Here is a 16,746-nt window from a genome sequence, read left to right as displayed (position 1 = left end):
GGGGGGGGGACGGCGGCGGAACAACCCGCGCAGCCGCAGTGGATTCGTACGTTCATGTGGGTGTTGTCGCGCCGGATAGGGCGCCGGGAGCCGGGGTAGTGCTGGGCCGTTCGGGTGGGCCGGTCGGCGTGGGGGAGCGAACGGGCACCGATCGTGCCGCCGCCCGTCCGGACCGCAGCGGACCGCACCAAGTGGAACCAGAAAGGCCGGACGCCGGTGACACAGCCCTTCGAACTGCCCGACTTCTACCTGCCCTACCCGGCGCGACTCAACCCGCACGTCGAACAGGCCGACACGCACACCAAGACCTGGGCCCGCGACATGGGCATGCTGGAGGGTTCCGGGATCTGGGACACCCGGGACCTGGAGGCCCACGACTACGCCCTGCTCTGCGCGTACACCCACCCGGACGCGACAGCCGAGGCGCTGTCGCTGGTCACCGACTGGTACGTGTGGGTCTTCTTCTTCGACGACCACTTCCTGGAGACCTTCAAGCGGTCCCAGGACCGGGCCGGTGGCAAGGAGTACCTCGACCGGCTGCCCCTCTTCATGCCGATGGACCCGGCGGCCGGCACTCCCGAGCCCCGCAACCCGGTCGAGGCCGGACTGGCCGACCTCTGGGCGCGCACCGTCCCGGCCATGTCCCCGGCCTGGCGGACCCGCTTCGCGGAGAGCACCGAGAACCTGCTCAACGAGTCGCTCTGGGAACTCTCCAACATCAACGCGGGCCGGGTCCCCAACCCGGTCGAGTACATCGAGATGCGGCGCAAGGTCGGCGGCGCCCCCTGGTCGGCGGGGCTCGTGGAGTACGCCGCCGGCGCCGAGGTCCCCACGGCCGTCGCGGACTCCCGACCGCTCCGGGTGCTGCGGGACGCCTTCTCGGACGCCGTGCACTTGCGCAACGACCTGTTCTCCTACCAGCGGGAGACCGAGAAGGAGGGCGAACTCAGCAACGGCGTCCTGGTGCTGGAGACCTTCCTGGCCTGCACCACCCAGGAGGCGGCCGAGTCGGTCAACGACCTGCTCACCTCGCGGCTCCAGCAGTTCGAGAACACCGCGCTGGGCGAACTGGCCCCGCTGTTCGCCGAACACGGCCTCGACCCGCAGTCCTGCGCCGACGTGCTCGCGTACGCCAAGGGCCTCCAGGACTGGCAGTCCGGCGGCCACGAGTGGCACCTGCGGTCCAGCCGCTACATGAACGCCGGTGCGGTGCGCGGCGGCAGCGTGCTGTTCCGGCCCCACGGACTGGGCACCGCGGCGGCGAACCCGGCCGGGCTCGGCACGGTGGCGGTGACCCGCCGGTCGGAGGCGGCCCGGTCCCGCACCCACACCCACCGGCCGTACCGGCAGGTCGGCCCGTCCCGCCTGCCCGACTTCGAGATGCCGTTCCGGACGACGCTCAACTCCCACCTCGACTCCGCGCGCCGGCACGTGCTCGCCTGGGGCGCGCGGACGGGCATGCTCCAGGAGCAGCCGGGCGTCCCCGGCTCGCACGTGTGGACGGCGGAGAAACTCGCCGACTACGACCTGCCGCTCTGCGCCGCGGGCATCCACCCGGATGCCGAGTCCGAGGGACTGAACCTGACCTCGGACTGGCTGACCTGGGGCACCTACGGGGACGACTACTTCCCGGTGGTCTTCGGCCGTACCCGGGACCTGGCCGGGGCCCGGCTCTGCAACGAGCGGCTGGCCGCGTTCATGCCGTTGGACGCTGCACCCGTCCCCCTCCCGGTCAACGCGCTGGAGCGCGGCCTTGCCGACCTGTGGCAGCGGACGGCAGGCCCGATGGGCCCGGAGGGCCGGCGCTCCTTCCGCACCGCGGTGGTCGACATGACGGACAGCTGGCTGTGGGAGATCGCCAACCAGATCCAGAACCGCGTCCCCGACCCGGTGGACTACATGGAGATGCGGCGGATGACCTTCGGCTCCGACCTCACCATGAGCCTGTGCCGGATCGGGCACGGGAAGGAGGTGCCGCCGGAGATCTACCGCAGCGGGCCGATGCGGTCGCTGGAGAACGCCGCAGCCGACTACGCCTGCCTGCTCAACGACGTGTTCTCCTACCAGAAGGAGATCGAGTACGAGGGCGAGGTGCACAACGCGGTCCTGGTGGTGCAGAACTTCTTCGACTGCGACTACCCGACCGCGCTGGTCGTGGTGCAGGACCTGATGAACTCCCGGATGCGGCAGTTCCAGCACGTCGCCGCTCACGAGTTCCCGGTCCTCTACGACGACTTCGCGCTGAGCGCGGAGGCGCGGGAGACGCTCGACGGCTATGTGCGGGAGCTGGAGAACTGGCTCTCCGGGATCCTGCTCTGGCATCGGGAGTGCCGCCGCTACACCGAGGCCGATCTGCGTCGGCACAACGCGCCGCCCGCGCTGCGGGCACCGGGCCCGACCGGGCTCGGCACCTCGGCCGCCCGGGTGGCGGCCCTTGCCGGGCACGGCCGCTGACGCCCGCGGGGTGGTGCATCCGCAGGTGCACCACCCCGCCCGGGCGTGTGGCCCGGGCTCAGGGCCCGGACGCCGATCCGCCGGTCCGCTCCCGGGGCCTCAGGACTCGGGCCCCGGGATCTTCAGGACTTCGGCCAGAAGCTGTAGTCGATGTCGACCCCGGTGTCGATGCGGGGCTGCTCACCGCCGCCGCCCTGTTCGTCCTTCCAGGCCGCGTTCCACCACACGTTGTGGCGGAAGGTGCCGGCCAGCGAGGGCACGCGGTCGGCCGGGCCCCGGTAGTCCCAGAGCTGCACCCAGCTGCTCCGGTTGCGGTCGTAGACGTAGAAGTTCACGCCGGTGTCGTGCCAGTGGAAGGCGTAGTCCCAGTAGCCGTCCGAGGAGTCGAAGCCCTCGATGGCCGGGACGGTGGACGGGTTGTGCTCCCCCGGGAACGACGGGCCGCAGGCAGGCTGCTCGAACGACTCCTTGTAACAGCCCTGCCGGATGATGCGGCCCGTCCGCAGGTCGATGCTGCGGTTCACCTTGCGCAGCTTCTCGCCGCCGGGGGCGTTCGGCGGCTGGTAGTCGGTGTACAGCGTGAGGTGGATGACGTTCGGTTCGCTGCACAGGAACTCGATGTCGATCTCGCTGTTGTCCTCGATGCCGTTGCCGTTCCGGTCGCCCTTGTCCTTGTAGTAGGTGAACAGCCCGGTCTTCACCCCGGCGTCCGGCTGGTCCGAGCAGTCGGCGGCGCGCATCCGGGCGCCGTACCAGCCCTTGCCGGACAGCTCGTCGGTGCCGACCTCGGCGCCGCCGTCCGGGGTCTGCTCCGACCCGGCGGGCAGCGACAGCCGTAGTCCGTTGTCGCCGTCGCCGCCCGGGAGCGGGGCGGGGACGGCGACGCGCTCCGGATGGTGCGCGATGCTCCAGTCCTGCTCCCAGGACGGGCCGTCCCAGTTCTGGAGCTCCGGTCGGTCCGCGCCCTGCGGCAGCGGCGGAGCCGGCGGCAGGGCGGACGCGGAGGTGGTGAGGGCGAACACGGTCGCCAGGGTGCCGGTGAGCGCGCCACCGAGCAGGATCCGGTTGCGGCGGGTGCGCCGCGCGGGGGAGCGGTGCGTGGTGGAGGCGTTGCGGGGCGGAAGCATGGGGGTCTCCGTCACAGGTGGGGGCGCGGGCGGCGGACGGTGCGGGAGTATCGGCGTTCCCGGCCTCCCGGCGGTCCCGCCTGCCGTGCGCGGTGCTGTTCCAGGCGCTCTCAGGTTGCCGTCGCGCGGACCGCGCGACGGCAACGCCGGGAGCGGACCCGATGGTTGCACGACTCGCGTCTCCGGTCGAGTCCCGGCGGCGGGACCCCGCAGGGACCCCGCCGCGCCCCCACCCCCACCCCCACCCCCGCCCCCGGACTGCCACACCGGGGTGCGTGCTGACAAGACCGCGGACGGGGTGACAGAGTGAAGCGATGCACTCCGGACACCTGTCAGCCCAGCAGTGGGTGGCGGCCGGTGCCGCCTCCGAGGTGACCGACCTGCTCGCGGTCCTGTGGGGCAGGGCGAGGACGAACCTCGCGGCCGGACCGGTCTCCCCCTCGCAGCTGCGTGCGCTGCTGGCTGTCGAGCGCCACACGGGCACCAATCTGCGTGCACTGGGCGAGGCGCTGGACTCCAGCCCGCCCGCCACCAGTCGCCTCTGCGCTCGTCTGGAGGTCGCCGGGCTGGTTGAGCGCGGGCCCAGCGCCGCCAGCCGCCGCGAGGTGGAACTGCACCTCAGCCGCCGGGGCCAGGCGCTGCTGGACGAGAGGCGGGACCGCCAGCGGCACGAGATCGGCGAGGTGCTCGGGGCGATGCCGCCGGAGGCGGTGAGCCAGCTCACCCGCGGGCTGCGGGCCTTCCGGGACGCGGCGGACGTGCGGGCGGACGGCGGCGAGTGGCCCGGCGTACCCGGTGCCCGCAGCGAGCGCTCCGCGTGACGGTCGCGTTGCGGGCACGTCGCCGCAGCCGGAGCGGGTGCCGGAGCGTCCGTCGCAACGGGTCCCGTTTTCGCAGGGTATGAGACGTTGGGGAGCGGGTTCGCCGGGTACGGCCCGGTGGGGATGGGGCTTGCACGGGAATGCCCGGTGGGCGACAGTTGTCAAACAACAATGGTTGTTGCCGCCCCCACGCAGGCAACCTCGGTGGTGCCGGAAGGTTCGAAGGCGAGAATCCGGCTACTCCTGGAGAGTCATCCCTCTTCGTTTGGATCGTATGACTGATGTGCGCGTCTCCCCGGCCGGTGGCCCCGCCGCCGGCCGGCTCGACGTCGGCCCGTTCGACTCGCCCCTGGTGCGTGCACTACTGGACTCCCACGCCGGGCCGATTCTCGTGGTCGACCCCGCAGGAGACGTCGTCCTGCTGACCGAGGCCGCTCGGCGGATACTTCCGTCGGTGCGTGACGGTGCGCCGCTCGCCGGCAACGGTCCCGACTGGCTGGCGCACGCGGACGCGGCACGCCGGAGGACGGCGGAGGGTGCCGGCACCACCACCCCCGACGTCCTGGACTCGGCGGGCGTCCCCCGTCTCGGCGAGACGTCGGCGACCAGTCCGTCGATACTGACCGCCCAGTGCGTGGACCTGCCCGACGGTTTCCGCGTGTGGCTCCTCGCGGACGACGGCGAGGGCTCCTGGGAGCGGCGCTGGCAGGCCGAGCGCAGCCGTGCGGACTTCCTCGTCCGGGCCTCGGCGCGGCTGCAGATGTCGTTGAACTGGGGCAAGTGCATCCGGACGACGGCCGAACTCGCGAGCGAGGAACTGGCCGACCTGGCGATGGTGGTCGCGCCGCACGGCGACCACCGGGTCGCCGTCGCGTACGCCACCGGCGGCGAACTCGTCGACCAGCGGGTGCTGAGCGAGGACGTCGACCAGGTCCCCGGCCTCGCCGACGCCCTGGCGGGCTTCCCGCCGGTCCCGGCACGCTGGGTCGATCCGGCACAGGCCCCCGAGTGGCTCGTTCCGCAGGAGTTCGGGCCGATCGGCTCGCTGGTCGTCGCCCCGCTCCCCGGCAACGGCGTCCCCGCCGGAGCGCTCATCCTGCTCCGCCGCCGGAGCACCGACCGGTTCAGCCAGGACGAGGAGTTGTTCGCCCGGATCTTCGCCGCCCGCGCCGGCGCGGCGATCTCGGCGGCTTCGCTGTACGCGCAGAAGGCCGAGACCACCTCGGTGCTCCAGCAGGCGCTCCTGCCGCCGCGGCTCCCCCGCGTCGAGGGCATGGAACTCGGCGCCTCCTACCGCCCCGCGCGGGACGGCGACGAGATCGGCGGCGACTTCTACGACGTGCACTCCCCGGCCGGTCCGGACGGGGAGATCTTCCTCTTCCTGGGGGACGTCTGCGGCAAGGGAGCCGCGGCGGCCGTCATGACCGGCAAGATCCGCAACACGCTGGCCGCCCTCCACCAGGTGGAGACCGACCACCGGCGGCTGCTGGAGCTGCTCAACGACACCCTGCTGCAAGCCGCCGACGCGCGCTTCGCCACGCTGGTGCTCGCCGGAGCCGTCCCCCTCGGCCACGGCGAGGTCCGCCTGCGGCTGACGGCCGCCGGCCACCCGGCCCCCCTGATCCTCCGGTCCGGTGGCGAGGTGGAGACGGCGGACACCGAGGGCAGCCTCATCGGCGTCCTGCCCTCGATCAAGGTCCGCACCTACGAGACGGTTCTGCGGGCGGGCGAGATCTGCCTGCTGTACTCCGACGGCATCACGGAGGCACGCGGCGGCCGGGACGGCCGCCAGATGTTCGGCGAGCAGCGGCTCCGCGAGGTGCTGTCCGAATGCGGCAAGCTCCCTGTGGAGGCCGCGGTCGAGCGGGTGGACATGCTCACCGACCAGTGGCTGCGCGGCGGTCAGCACGACGACATAGCACTGCTGGCCGTCGCGGCACCGCTCGGCCGACACCTGAGCACCGACACCGGGAGGTACACCGGATGACCCGGAACCCGCTCGCCGGGCGGCCCCCTGCCCCCGAACGTCCCGCCCCGACGGGCCCGGACGCGGTGGGGTCGCTCACCGCCGCCGTCGAGGAGGGGACGCCGGGCCCTGCGCCGGCCGGCGCGCGGACGGAGCAGCTGCGCGAGGCGTTCTTCGCCGGGATCATCGCCGTCGACGAGCAGGCGGCGCTCGCGGTGCTGGAGCGCGGGCTGGACTCCGGCCTGACGCCCGAAGAGGTGCTGCTGGAGGTGATCGGGCCCGCGCAGGCACGGGTCGGTGCCGAGTGGGCGGCGAGTCGGATGAGCGTCGCCGACGAGCACGCCGCGACGGCCATCAGCGACCGGGCCGTGGCAGCCCTGTCCCGGATAGCCCGGAACCGGACTCCGGACGCCCCGCACGGACTCATCACGGTGGCCTGCGTGGTGGGCGAATGGCACGCCCTGCCCGCCCGGATGCTCGCGGAGGCGCTGCAACTGCGGGGCTGGCGCGTTGAGTTCCTCGGGGCCAACGTCCCCGTGGCGCACCTCGTCAGCCGACTGCACGCGACCGGCCCGGACGCCGTCGCGCTCTCCTGCTCCCTTCCGGTGCGGCTCCCCGGCGCCCACGCGACGATCACGGCCTGCCAGACGGCCGGGGTGCCGGTGCTCGCGGGCGGTGCCGGGTTCGGCGCCGACGGCCGGTACGCACGGCTCCTCGGCGCCGACCTCTGGGCACCCACCGGTGCGTCGGCCGCGGACCGGCTGGAGGAGACCAGGCACCGGTTGCCGTTCGAGTTCCGGCTGCCCACCGACCCGCTCATTTCGCTGCCGCACCTGCTCGACCAAGAGCACAACCACGTCAGCACGTCGCACACCCGGCTGGTCGGTGTGGTGATGGACGGCCTCGGCCGCCGCCTGCCCGCCATGCGCGACTGGAACGACGCCCAACTGCGCCACACCGAGGAGGACCTGGCACACATCGTCGACTTCCTGGCGGCGGCACTCTACGTCGACGACCCCGAACTGCTGACCGACTTCCTCACCTGGACCGCCGGAATCCTCACCGCGCGCGGCGTGCCTGCCCAGTCCCTGGACGCCGGACTGGAGCTGCTGCACGCCGAGCTGCGCGAGTTGCCGCGGGCCAGCGCGATGATCGACCTGGGACGCCGGAGCGTATCCCGCCTGAACACAGGCCAAGGATGAGAAACGGCACGCCTCTCGACATCACCGTTTACCGCGACCGACCGGACACGGTGGTACTCGCCCTCGCCGGCGACTGCGACACGGACACCGTGCCCGAGGTACACACCACGGTGGACAACGAGATCTCGCGCATGGCGCCGCGCGCCACGCTCGTCATCGACCTGAGCGGGGTCGGGGCCCTCGACTCCTCCGGGCTGTCCGCGCTCATCATGGCGCAGCGCCGCGCCGACGCCGCCGGCATCGCGCTTCTGCTGCGCGGGGTGCGCCGGCACCTGCACGGTGTTCTCCGCCGCACCGGCCTCGCCGTCTGGTTCGCCGTCACGCCCGACCCGGGGGACGAACCCGCCTCCCCCGTCGAGGACACCTCCCGGGACTGAGCCCGGCCCGCCCCGGGAGCCGACCGAGCACCGGACCCCACGCAACGGGGCCGCGGTGCTCACATGCGGAACACGTCCAGGAAGGAACTCCACCAGCCCTTCTGCATCCTGGACGGGGCCGCGTGCTCCTCGCGGCCGGCCGGGACCGGGGTGGGACGGGACACGCCGGGGGACGCGGGCGCCGGAACGGCGGACCGCACGTGCCGGGCCGCGCTCGGGGTGAAGCGGACCGGAAGCGAGACCAGAGCGCGGTGGAACGGGCCCGGCCGCCACCCGAGGCTCTCCGGGGGCACGGTCAGTGCCACGTCCGGCGCCGCGTTGAGGATCTTCTCCACCGCGGTCAGGGCGATCAGCCGTGCGGGCGACTTCGCCGGGCACACATGCGGCCCCGCGCCCCAGGCCAGGTGTGCCCCCTTGCTGAGCTCGCGGCGCTCACCGCTCAGCTCCGGGTCGCTGTTCGCGGCGGCGAAGCTGATCAGCACGGGGTCGCCGGCCCGCAGGATGACGCCGTCCAGGTCGACGTCCTGCACGGGGTAGTGCGTCGCGTAGTTGGCGATCGGCGGGTTGTGCCACAGCACCTCGTCCAGGGCGTCCTCGACGAGCATGCCCGAGCCGCGCCGCTCCGGCCCCGGCACCTCGTTGGAGAGCAGCAGGAGCAGCGCGTTGCCTATCAGGTTGCGCTCCGGCTCGATGCCCGCCCCCATCAGCATGACGAGCTGGTCCTTGAGCTCCTCGTCGTGTAGTCCGGCCGGGTGCTGGATCAGCCAGGAGGTGATGTCCTCCCCGGGTTGCCGCCGCTTGAGCGCCACGAGTTCCATCAGGCAGTCCGTCAGCTCGGCGTTGGCCCGCAGCACGTCCTCGCCGTCGAAGATGGCGGCCATGTTGCGGGTCAGCCGGTCGCCGATCTCGCCCGGGCAGCCGAAGAGCTGGTTGAACAGCAGCAGCGGCAGCAGCTTGGCGTAGTCGTTGAGCAGGTCGGCGCTGCCCCGCTCGATGAACTGGTCGATGAGGTAGTCACCGATCCGCTCGACGTCCCGGCTGAGCCGACCGGAGTTCAGCCGGTTCAGGCTCTCGGTCACCGCCTTGCGCAGCCGGAGGTGCTCCGTCCCGTCCGTGAACAGGCAGTTGGGCCGGTAGGCCATCATCGGCAGCACCGGGGCGTCCATCGGCACCCGGCCCTCCCGCAGCGCCGTCCAGCGGCGGGCGTCGCGCGCGAAGAGCGACGGGTTCTGGAGGATCCGGAGCGCGGCCTCGTGCTGCACCACCAGGGTGGCGTCCACACCGGGAGCCAGCTCGATCGGTGCGACGGGCCCGTGCTTGCGGAACTCGTCGTAGAAGTGGTTCGGGTCGGCGGCGAACTCCGTCCCGAACAGCGAGTTCTGCCCCTCCTGGCTCATCGGGCACTTCGCGGGGGCGCTGCGCGGAGTGGATCCCGCGGGAGAATCCATGTGTGTGTTCCTCGGGGTGATCGCGGGGCCTGGGCAGTCCCGGTCGGCGGGTGGTGGACGGAGGGGGGTCAGGCCACGCGCACGAGAAGGTGCTGGACCAGCTTGATCAGTGCTTGCGCCGACGACTTCTCGTCCCGGGCGTCGCAGAAGACCACCGGGGTGTCGGGCAGCAGGTCGAGAGCCTCGCGCAGCTCGTCCTCGGCATGCTGCGTCTGCGGATCGAAACTGTTCACCGCGACCGCGTACTCCAGCCCGAAGCTCTCCACCAGGTCGATGACCGGGAAAGTGTCGGCCAGCCGGGCCGGATCGACGAGGAGCAGCGCCCCGAGTGAGCCGCGCGCCATGTCCTCCCACAGCTCGACGAAGCGCTGCTGCCCCGGCGTGCCGAACAGGTACAGCACCAGCTCGTCGCTGAGTGTCAGACGGCCGAAGTCCAGCGCGACCGTCGTGGTCTCCTTGCCCGGGGCACCGCGGAGGTCGTCCACGTGGGCTGCGGCCTGCGTCATCCGTTCCTCGGTGCGCAGCGGGGTGATCTCGGAGAGGGTGCCGATCAGGGTCGTCTTGCCCACGGCGAAGTGCCCGACCACGAGGATCTTCGCCGCCCGCTGGACCGCGTCCGACACATAGACGCGCTCATCCGAACCGGACCTGGAGTCCATGCAACACCTCTTCGAGGATCTTCCTGTCAACGAGCTGGGCGGGCGGCGGGGCCTTGCGGCGGATGAGGTGGCCCTGGTCCGCTAAATCCCTGAGCAGCAGCCGTACCACCCCGACGGGCAGCGAGAGCCGGCCGGCCACCTCGGCCACCGAGAGGTAGCCGCCGGAGCACAGCTCCCAGATCGCACGGACCTCGGGGCTCGGGTTGGGATGCGGCTCCCGGTCGGGCGCGATGGTGACCAGGCTGACGAGGGAGAACTCGTCCGGCTCCGGCAGACCGCGTCCGCCTGTGATGACGTACGAGCGGATGAAACCGCCCGTGACCGGCTGCTCCTCCTCCGGCGTCGTCATGCGTCGCTTCCGGCGTTCTCGCGGGGAGGCGTGGTCATCGCCTTCCCGAGTGCGTTCACCTGCTGCTGCATCCGGAAGGACATCGCCTCCATATCGACGTCGGCCGCAGCCGTCGCCGCCAGGTAGGCGCCGCTCCCGGCCGCGATCAGGAAGATCCAGCCGTCCTCGTACTCCAGGAGGGTCTGCCGCCAGCGTCCGGGGTTCTGGGTCCCGATGAAGGGGGCCACGGCCCGGCTCAGCGACTGCATGGAACTCATCGCAGCCGCCACCGTCTCCGCGTCGTCCCGGCCGATCCCACTGGAGTTCTCCAGCAGCAGACCGTCCGCGGAGACGAGGATCGCGTGCCGTGCGCCGGGTACCTGGAGTACGTCGTTGAGTACCCAGGACAGATCGGGGTTCACTGGATCTCGGGTCCTTCCTTGGTCGTCGTGTCACGCCCGGACCGCATCCCGCGCTGGAACGCACCGAGGCGGGAAGCCGTCACCTCACTGCTGGGCACCGGATCGGTGTCGGCGGGCGGCACGACGGACACCGGGCTCTTGCGGCGGCGCTTGGGGAGGCCGCCGGCGGTGGTGACGCGCGGGGTGGGGTGCGGGTCCGTGTCCGGTCGGTCGACCGGCGGGAACAGTGGAGTCGGTGCCTGGCGCCGTGCGGCCGTGGAGCCGTCGGCGTCCTCGACGTCCTCCGCCGGGGGCGGCGGGGGCACGTCGTCGGTCAGAAGCTCGTCGGGCAGAAGAACCACCGCGCGTACGCCTCCATAGGGGGATACGGAGTCCACCGAGATCTTGAACCCGTAACGGGCGGCCAGCATGCCGGAGACCGCGAATCCGAACTGCGGGGGAATGCCCAGGCTGGAGACGCTGATCGCAGCCTGAGGGGACAGCAGGGCCGACGCGCGGTCCTTCTCCTCCTGGCCCATGCCGAGCCCGGCGTCGTCCACGATCAGGCAGACGCCCTTCGGAACGGCCTGGATGTTGATCTCGACCGGGGTGCCGGGGGCCGAGTAGTGCGTGGCGTTGGCGAGCAGTTCGGCGAGAACCACCGCCACCGGCTCCACGGCCTTGCTGACGACCGAGAAGTTCACCTGGCCGTTGACCCGGACCCGTTCGAACTGCCGAATCCGGCCCTGGGCGCTGCGGGCCACGTCGAAGACCGAGGCGACGGTCTCCCGGCGGCCCAACCAGCCCCCGCAGAGCACCGCGATGCCCTGCGAGCGGCGGCCGAACTGGCCGTTGGCGTGGTCGATGGCCATCAGGTCGGCGAGTACCCGGGAGTCGCTGCCGTACTTCTGCTGAGCCTTCTCGATGACCAGTTGCTGCTCGTCGGCGAGGCCCTGGAGGGTGCGCATGGCCGCCTTGAGGACCGCCTTGGTCTCCTCCTCGGCGTCCTTGCGGACCTCGGCCAGTTCGGTGGAGTGCTGCTGGAGGAGACCGGAGTGCGCGGACTGCAACTCGTCGTGCTGCCGCAGCAGCGCCTCCCGCTCTCTTCGGAGGTCGGTGTTCTGCCTGCGCAAACCGATATTGGTCTTGCGTGCCCGCAGGACGGCGCCCACAGCTATCAGCGCTACGACGACCAGTACCCAGAGAGCAGGGTCCTGAGGAAATGTCATCAGACTCTCTTCAAGTGCCATGGCGACGGGGACGGCGTGACGCTACCTCACATGAGTCCCCGGTCCGCCCGTGTTCGGCTGACCAGTGGGCTGCATCTGAGCAGATCCCTCCGGAAGCGGGACCGAGACTGCCACCCCAGCAGGGGCGCCCCCATAGGCCGTCAGCCCACTCGAAGTGCAATGATCTTAGCACCGGGCGGTATCGCAACTGCGCCTGCGAGCCCGGCGGTTGCATACTCCCCTCCGAATGTTCACATCACCGCGGACAAGGCGAGGCATACCCACCGCACCACGGCCGCTCTCGTACGCAACGGGCGTGTACACCAGGGGCGTTGAGGCGCACTGGGGCGCAGGAGCGCGCCGCGGCGCGAGCCCCGGGCGTACACGCGGACCTCCCCGCCGCGGGGAGGCGTACCCGTCGGCGGCCGCTGCCGTCCCGCACCGAACGTGGTCGTCCTGCCGGCCCTCGGAGCCGGCGTCGAGCCGTCGCACGCCGACACACGTCAGTCGGGCTCCGCCTCCCCGGCAGAGCGCGACTGCACCGCGGGCGAGCGGGTCCGGGGCCCGGCGGAGGGCCCGGTCACCCGGGTCTCGAAGCACTCCCGTTCCCCGTCGGCCGAGGCCGGCCGGAAGCAGGCCCGGTGCTGCCGACCGTGACCTCGGTCATCTCGGTATAGAAGAAGGTCGCCGCGTCCTCCGCGTCCCCGATGCGCACGCGGTGGGTCGGGCCGTCCGCCGTGACGTGAATCGCCCCGGGTCGGGTGGAGGCTCGATTCCATGTAAGGATTGAGTCATGGCACGACCTTCCCGTTACCCGCTTGACCTCCGCCGTCGTGCGGTGCGCATGGTCGCTGAGGTGCGCGACGACTACCCGAACGAGACGGCCGCGCTGCAGGCGGTCACCGAGAAGCTCGGCATCGGTTCCCGTGAGACGCTGCGGAACTGGCTGAAGCAGCACGAGATCGACGCGGGGACGAGGCCGGGGACGACGACGGAGGAATCGGCCCAGCTCAAGGCGATGAAGAAGGAGAACGCCGAGCTGAAGCGGGCCAACGACATCCTGAAGGCGGCGGCGAGTTTCTTCGCGGCCGAGCTCGACCGGCCACACACACACTCGTAGCGTTCATCGACGAGCACCGGGACCGCTTCGGCGGGGTCGAGCCGATCTGCAGGACGCTCACCGAGCACGACTGCAGGATCGCCCCTTCCACCTACTACGCCCACCACGAACGCATGGCCGCCCCGTCCGCCCGAACCGTGCGGGACACGGAACTCAAGGAGCTGATCCGCCAGGTCCACACCGACAACTACCGTGTCTACGGGGCGAGGAAGATCTGGCGGGAGCTCAACCGGCAGGGCCACGCGGTGGCCCGCTGCACCGTGGAGCGGCTGATGCGCGAGCTCGGCATCTCCGGCGCCGTCCGCGGCAAGAAGGTCATCACCACGATCCCGGACCAGCAGGCCGAGCGGGCGCCGGACCGGGTGGACCGCGACTTCGTCGCCACCGCGCCGAACCGCTGCTGGGTCGCGGATTTCACGCACGTGACGACCTGGGCCGGCGTCGTCTACGTCGCCTTCGTCGTGGACACCTTCTCCCGCCGCGTCGTCGGCTGGTCCGCCGCGACGTCGAAGGAGACCCAGCTCGTCCTGGACGCTCTGGAGATGGCGCTGTGGCAGCGCGACCGAGATGAACACCCCCATACTCGGGGCGAGTTGATACATCACAGCGATGCGGGCAGCCAATACACCAGCTTCAAGCCGGCCGAACACCTGGACGCGGCCGGTATCGCGGCCTCGATCGGCTCGGTCGGCGACGCGTACGACAACGCCCTGATGGAGAGCACGATCGGCCTGTTCAAAACCGAGCTGATCAAGCCGCAGCGGCCCTGGAAGACCCTCTCCCAGATCGAGCTGGCCACCGCCGAGTGGATCGACTGGTACTGCCACCGGCGCCTGCACGGTGAGATAGGCCACGACCCACCCGTCGAGTACGAGACCAACTACTACACGGAACCCACAAAACCCAGGTCACGACCACAATCTGAGATCTCTACCGAACCCGGGGCGGTTCACGGTGAGCGACCGAACGGTGCGCAACTGGCTCACCGGACAGACCCGGTGGCCCCATCGGCGGCAACGGGAAGCATTAGAGGTGATCTTCGCTTGCTTGGCCACTGAACTGGGCTTCGTCCCTTCTCCGAATTCCGCGACGTCTCCCACGCCGAGCAGCTTGCCCCCAACGGAGGAACCCGTGCTTCGCCGCAGCTTCGTCAGCGCCAGCGCCGGTGCCGCACTGGCCGCCTCCGGCGCGGCACCTGCCTACGGTGCACAGCGTCGGGTCGGGGCTGGTGACGTGGACCGGCTGCTCAGCAAGTTCGCCCTGGTCATCGCAAGCGACCACCGCTACGGTGGCAAGCTGACCATCGAGACCCAAGCCTCCGCGCTGGCCGGAGAGGCACTCGCCCTCCAGGCCCGGGGAACCGCCAGCCAGCGCGTACGCGGGCTGCTGTACGGCTGCGCCGCCTCCTTCACCTCCAGTGCCATGTGGGCGGCCATCGACGGCCGCCGCTTCGACGCCGCCCAACGGCACTTCGACCGCGCTTCCAGCCTGGCCACGATGTCCGGCGATCCGGCCATCCAGTTCCGTATCTGGTCACACGCCGGGAGCCTGTACCGGCACATGAGCCGCCCCGCCGACGCTCTGGCTGCCAACGACGTGGCACGCCACATGCCCCTCGCACGCCGCGACCCGATGTTCGCCTCGCTCGGCCATGCCCGGCACGCCGCCATCCAAGGGCTGACCGCCGACGGCAGAGCGGTCCGGCAGTCCCTAGGTCACGCGCAGGACGCCCTTCAGCGCGCCGGGGCCGACGAGCAGCGGCCTGTACGGATAGCCGCCTTCTATGGCCAGGCCGAACTCGACAACCTGGCTCTGGCCGCCTATCTCGCACTCGGCGACTACGAACGCGCCGAGGCCCACGCGCACCGCAGCCTCGCCCTGGTCAGCCACGAGATGCACCGCACCCGCGCCATCACCACCGCACGCCTCGCCCAGGCCCAGCTCGGCCAGGGCGATCTGGACCCCGCAGTCCGGACCGCCAAGTCCATCGAACAGGACCCGACTTGGGAAGCGGTCATCGGCTTCGACGGCTCCGAACCGGTTGGCTACGCCTACGTCAACACCCTCCAGCCCGACGACCGGTGGTGGCGGCGCATGACTACGCCCCTCCCCGAGGGCTGCACGGATGCCCCCACCGTCGCGCTGAAAGAGATCATGCTGCGCGTGCCCTGGCGGGGCACTGGCGCCGCCCGCCGCATCCACGACGCCCTCCTGGAAGGCCGGCCCGAACAGCAGGTGTCCCTCCTGGTGAATCCTCTCGCCGGAGAAGGCAAGGTCCAAGCCCTCTACGAGCACTGGGGCTACTCCCGCATCAGCACCCAGCAGCCCTCACTCGACGGCCCCGTACTCACTGCGATGCTGCGCTCCATCCACGATCCCGCCACCACGCCCGAACGCACCGAGGTCTGATCGCCTCACCTTCACCTCGTGCGCGGGGTCACCGCCGCCGTACGTGGCGGGGCTGCTCGGCAGCCACGGCTGCGGGCGACGGCTGGACCGGGGTGGCGGCAACGGAGGCCCGAACCGTGCTGCGTGCCTGTGCCGCGAGGGCACGGGCGCTGGGTGCGGGGCGGGCGCTGAGCCGTTGAACGCGCCACGTCAGTACGCGAGCGGGATGGCGCGCGTCGTCCAGGGCGCGCAGGTCGGTGGCCTGCTTGAGCAGCCGCGCGGGGTCGTGGCCCGCGGTCTCGGCGTTGGCGAGCGCGGTCGTGAGAGCGTCGACGGCGGGATCGTCGAGGATCTGCTGGGCGTGGTCGGGAACGAACTGGTGAACGCGCTGGATGTGCCGGTCGACGGCCTGCTGGGGTGGACGGCGCTGAGCAAGGGCGTGGAGCGGGGCGGCTGCCGTGTGGTCGTAGGCGCTCTGGAGATGAGTCAGAGCCTGGCGAGCGGGGGTGACCTGCTGGTCATGGTGGCGGAGCTGGTGCCAGCGAGCGGCGGCGATGACCGCAAGGACCGCGGCGTCGAGGAACATCGCCAGAGCGGCGCCGTTTCCATGGGCGGTGTGCATCGTGAAACGTGCAGGTCAAGTGGGCTGGTGTGCGTGGGCTTCGGGGTGCTCATGCTGGTCGGGGGCGGATGACTCCCGGCAAGGTCATCCGTCAGCGGGCGACTTCGCGGTTCGTCAGGACCAGCAGGGCCCTCACCAGCGCGGTCGCCCACTTCGGGTCGGTGCGGACCTTGCCGAGCACACGCCAGTTCTTCAGGTGGGCGAAGCCGTGCTCGACCGGTGCCCGGACTGCGGCCAGCGCCTGGTTGGACAGTTTCTGGCCGCGGGTCAGGGGCCGGTTCCGGGCGGCCTTGTAGCCGGTGATCACTGCCGGGTCGGTGTCCGGGCCGCTGTCCTCAAGGCCGACGAAGCCCAGGTCGGCGATGGCGCCGAGCCCGGCTGCGCGGAGATGAGTGGTGAGTTTGTCGTGCCGGCAGGCGGTGATCTCCGAGGTCCGTCCGGGCCGGACGGCCGAGACCCAGAGCAGACGGCCCCGGTCGTCGGTGAGTGCGATCACGAGCAGGCCGTGGCATGTGTGCTTGCCTGAGTAGTTCTTCCGGTTCTCGCCCCTGGTGCGCCGCCGGGTGCGTATCAGCGAGCCGTCCAGCAGTACGATCCCGCCACC

At 71.3% G+C, this 16,746-nt stretch carries 13 protein-coding genes and 2 pseudogenes; 7 read left to right on the top strand and 8 right to left on the bottom strand.

The annotated features are described in order from the left end of the window. The first annotated feature begins 216 nt into the window (after nt 1-216). Nucleotides 217-2,454, top strand: coding sequence for a family 2 encapsulin nanocompartment cargo protein terpene cyclase (locus H300_RS0120695; RefSeq protein ID WP_028428924.1), 2,238 nt, complete (start codon nt 217-219; stop codon nt 2,452-2,454). Between the two features lie 122 nt (nt 2,455-2,576). Here H300_RS0120695 and H300_RS0120690 read toward each other — a convergent pair whose 3' ends face one another. Beyond that, nucleotides 2,577-3,581 carry a glycoside hydrolase family 16 protein gene (locus H300_RS0120690; protein ID WP_028428923.1) on the bottom strand — a complete coding sequence of 335 codons (1,005 nt, stop codon included), beginning with the start codon at nt 3,579-3,581 and terminating at the stop codon, nt 2,577-2,579. Nucleotides 3,582-3,895: 314 nt separating this feature from the next. Here H300_RS0120690 and H300_RS28300 point away from each other — a divergent pair, with 314 nt between their 5' ends. The 4 genes from H300_RS28300 to H300_RS29540 all read left to right on the top strand — a co-directional run bounded on the left by H300_RS28300 (nt 3,896) and on the right by H300_RS29540 (nt 7,947). Continuing rightward, on the top strand, nt 3,896-4,402 hold the full coding sequence (locus tag H300_RS28300) for a MarR family winged helix-turn-helix transcriptional regulator (RefSeq protein WP_486583975.1): 507 nt from the start codon (nt 3,896-3,898) through the stop codon (nt 4,400-4,402). Nucleotides 4,403-4,676: 274 nt separating this feature from the next. Next, nucleotides 4,677-6,389 carry a PP2C family protein-serine/threonine phosphatase gene (locus H300_RS0120680; protein WP_078516185.1) on the top strand — a complete coding sequence of 571 codons (1,713 nt, stop codon included), beginning with the start codon at nt 4,677-4,679 and terminating at the stop codon, nt 6,387-6,389. Next, entirely contained in the window at nt 6,386-7,570 is a 1,185-nt protein-coding gene (locus tag H300_RS28295; RefSeq protein ID WP_078516184.1) for a cobalamin-dependent protein, read from the top strand. Before H300_RS0120680 ends, H300_RS28295 begins: the two co-directional genes overlap by 4 nt. Further along, the gene (locus H300_RS29540) at nt 7,567-7,947 is read left to right on the top strand and encodes an STAS domain-containing protein (RefSeq protein WP_051270258.1); all 381 of its coding nucleotides are present in this window, start codon (nt 7,567-7,569) and stop codon (nt 7,945-7,947) included. The genes H300_RS28295 and H300_RS29540 overlap by 4 nt, the downstream gene beginning before the upstream one ends. A gap of 59 nt (nt 7,948-8,006) precedes the next feature. Here the strand turns inward: H300_RS29540 and H300_RS0120665 are convergent, their stop codons facing one another. The 5 genes from H300_RS0120665 to H300_RS0120645 all read right to left on the bottom strand — a co-directional run bounded on the left by H300_RS0120665 (nt 8,007) and on the right by H300_RS0120645 (nt 12,012). Beyond that, entirely contained in the window at nt 8,007-9,395 is a 1,389-nt protein-coding gene (locus H300_RS0120665; RefSeq protein ID WP_028428921.1) for a cytochrome P450, read from the bottom strand. 68 nt (nt 9,396-9,463) lie between these two features. Continuing rightward, nucleotides 9,464-10,054, bottom strand: a complete 591-nt coding sequence (locus tag H300_RS0120660; RefSeq protein ID WP_028428920.1) for an ATP/GTP-binding protein — start codon at nt 10,052-10,054, stop codon at nt 9,464-9,466. Then, nucleotides 10,029-10,403 (bottom strand): DUF742 domain-containing protein, encoded by a 375-nt coding sequence (locus H300_RS0120655; RefSeq protein ID WP_028428919.1) that lies wholly within the window; start codon nt 10,401-10,403, stop codon nt 10,029-10,031. Before H300_RS0120655 ends, H300_RS0120660 begins: the two co-directional genes overlap by 26 nt. Next, nucleotides 10,400-10,804 carry a roadblock/LC7 domain-containing protein gene (locus H300_RS0120650; protein ID WP_028428918.1) on the bottom strand — a complete coding sequence of 135 codons (405 nt, stop codon included), beginning with the start codon at nt 10,802-10,804 and terminating at the stop codon, nt 10,400-10,402. Before H300_RS0120650 ends, H300_RS0120655 begins: the two co-directional genes overlap by 4 nt. Beyond that, nucleotides 10,801-12,012 carry an ATP-binding protein gene (locus tag H300_RS0120645; protein ID WP_028428917.1) on the bottom strand — a complete coding sequence of 404 codons (1,212 nt, stop codon included), beginning with the start codon at nt 12,010-12,012 and terminating at the stop codon, nt 10,801-10,803. Before H300_RS0120645 ends, H300_RS0120650 begins: the two co-directional genes overlap by 4 nt. A gap of 793 nt (nt 12,013-12,805) precedes the next feature. On the opposite strand from H300_RS0120645, the pseudogene H300_RS28285 reads away from it, so the two are divergent. Then, nucleotides 12,806-14,025: pseudogene (locus tag H300_RS28285) on the top strand (IS3 family transposase); the annotation flags it as partial. Nucleotides 14,026-14,086: 61 nt separating this feature from the next. After that, a complete protein-coding gene (locus H300_RS28280) occupies nt 14,087-15,541 on the top strand; it encodes an NsdA family TPR-like regulatory protein (RefSeq protein ID WP_486583974.1) in 1,455 nt (484 codons plus the stop codon). Between the two features lie 28 nt (nt 15,542-15,569). Here H300_RS28280 and H300_RS30630 read toward each other — a convergent pair. Together H300_RS30630 and H300_RS0120615 are read right to left on the bottom strand one after the other, a co-directional pair. Next, nucleotides 15,570-16,124 (bottom strand): annotated as a pseudogene (locus H300_RS30630) (mobilization protein); the annotation flags it as partial. A 109-nt stretch (nt 16,125-16,233) separates the two neighbouring features. Then, the coding region (locus H300_RS0120615; protein ID WP_028428913.1) for a transposase family protein at nt 16,234-16,746 on the bottom strand (513 nt) is incomplete at its 5' end.

This window comes from Streptomyces sp. TAA040 (genome assembly GCF_000424845.1).
The sequence above is the reverse complement of the archived record's forward strand: the minus strand, read 5'-3'. Positions and strand labels throughout refer to the sequence as shown.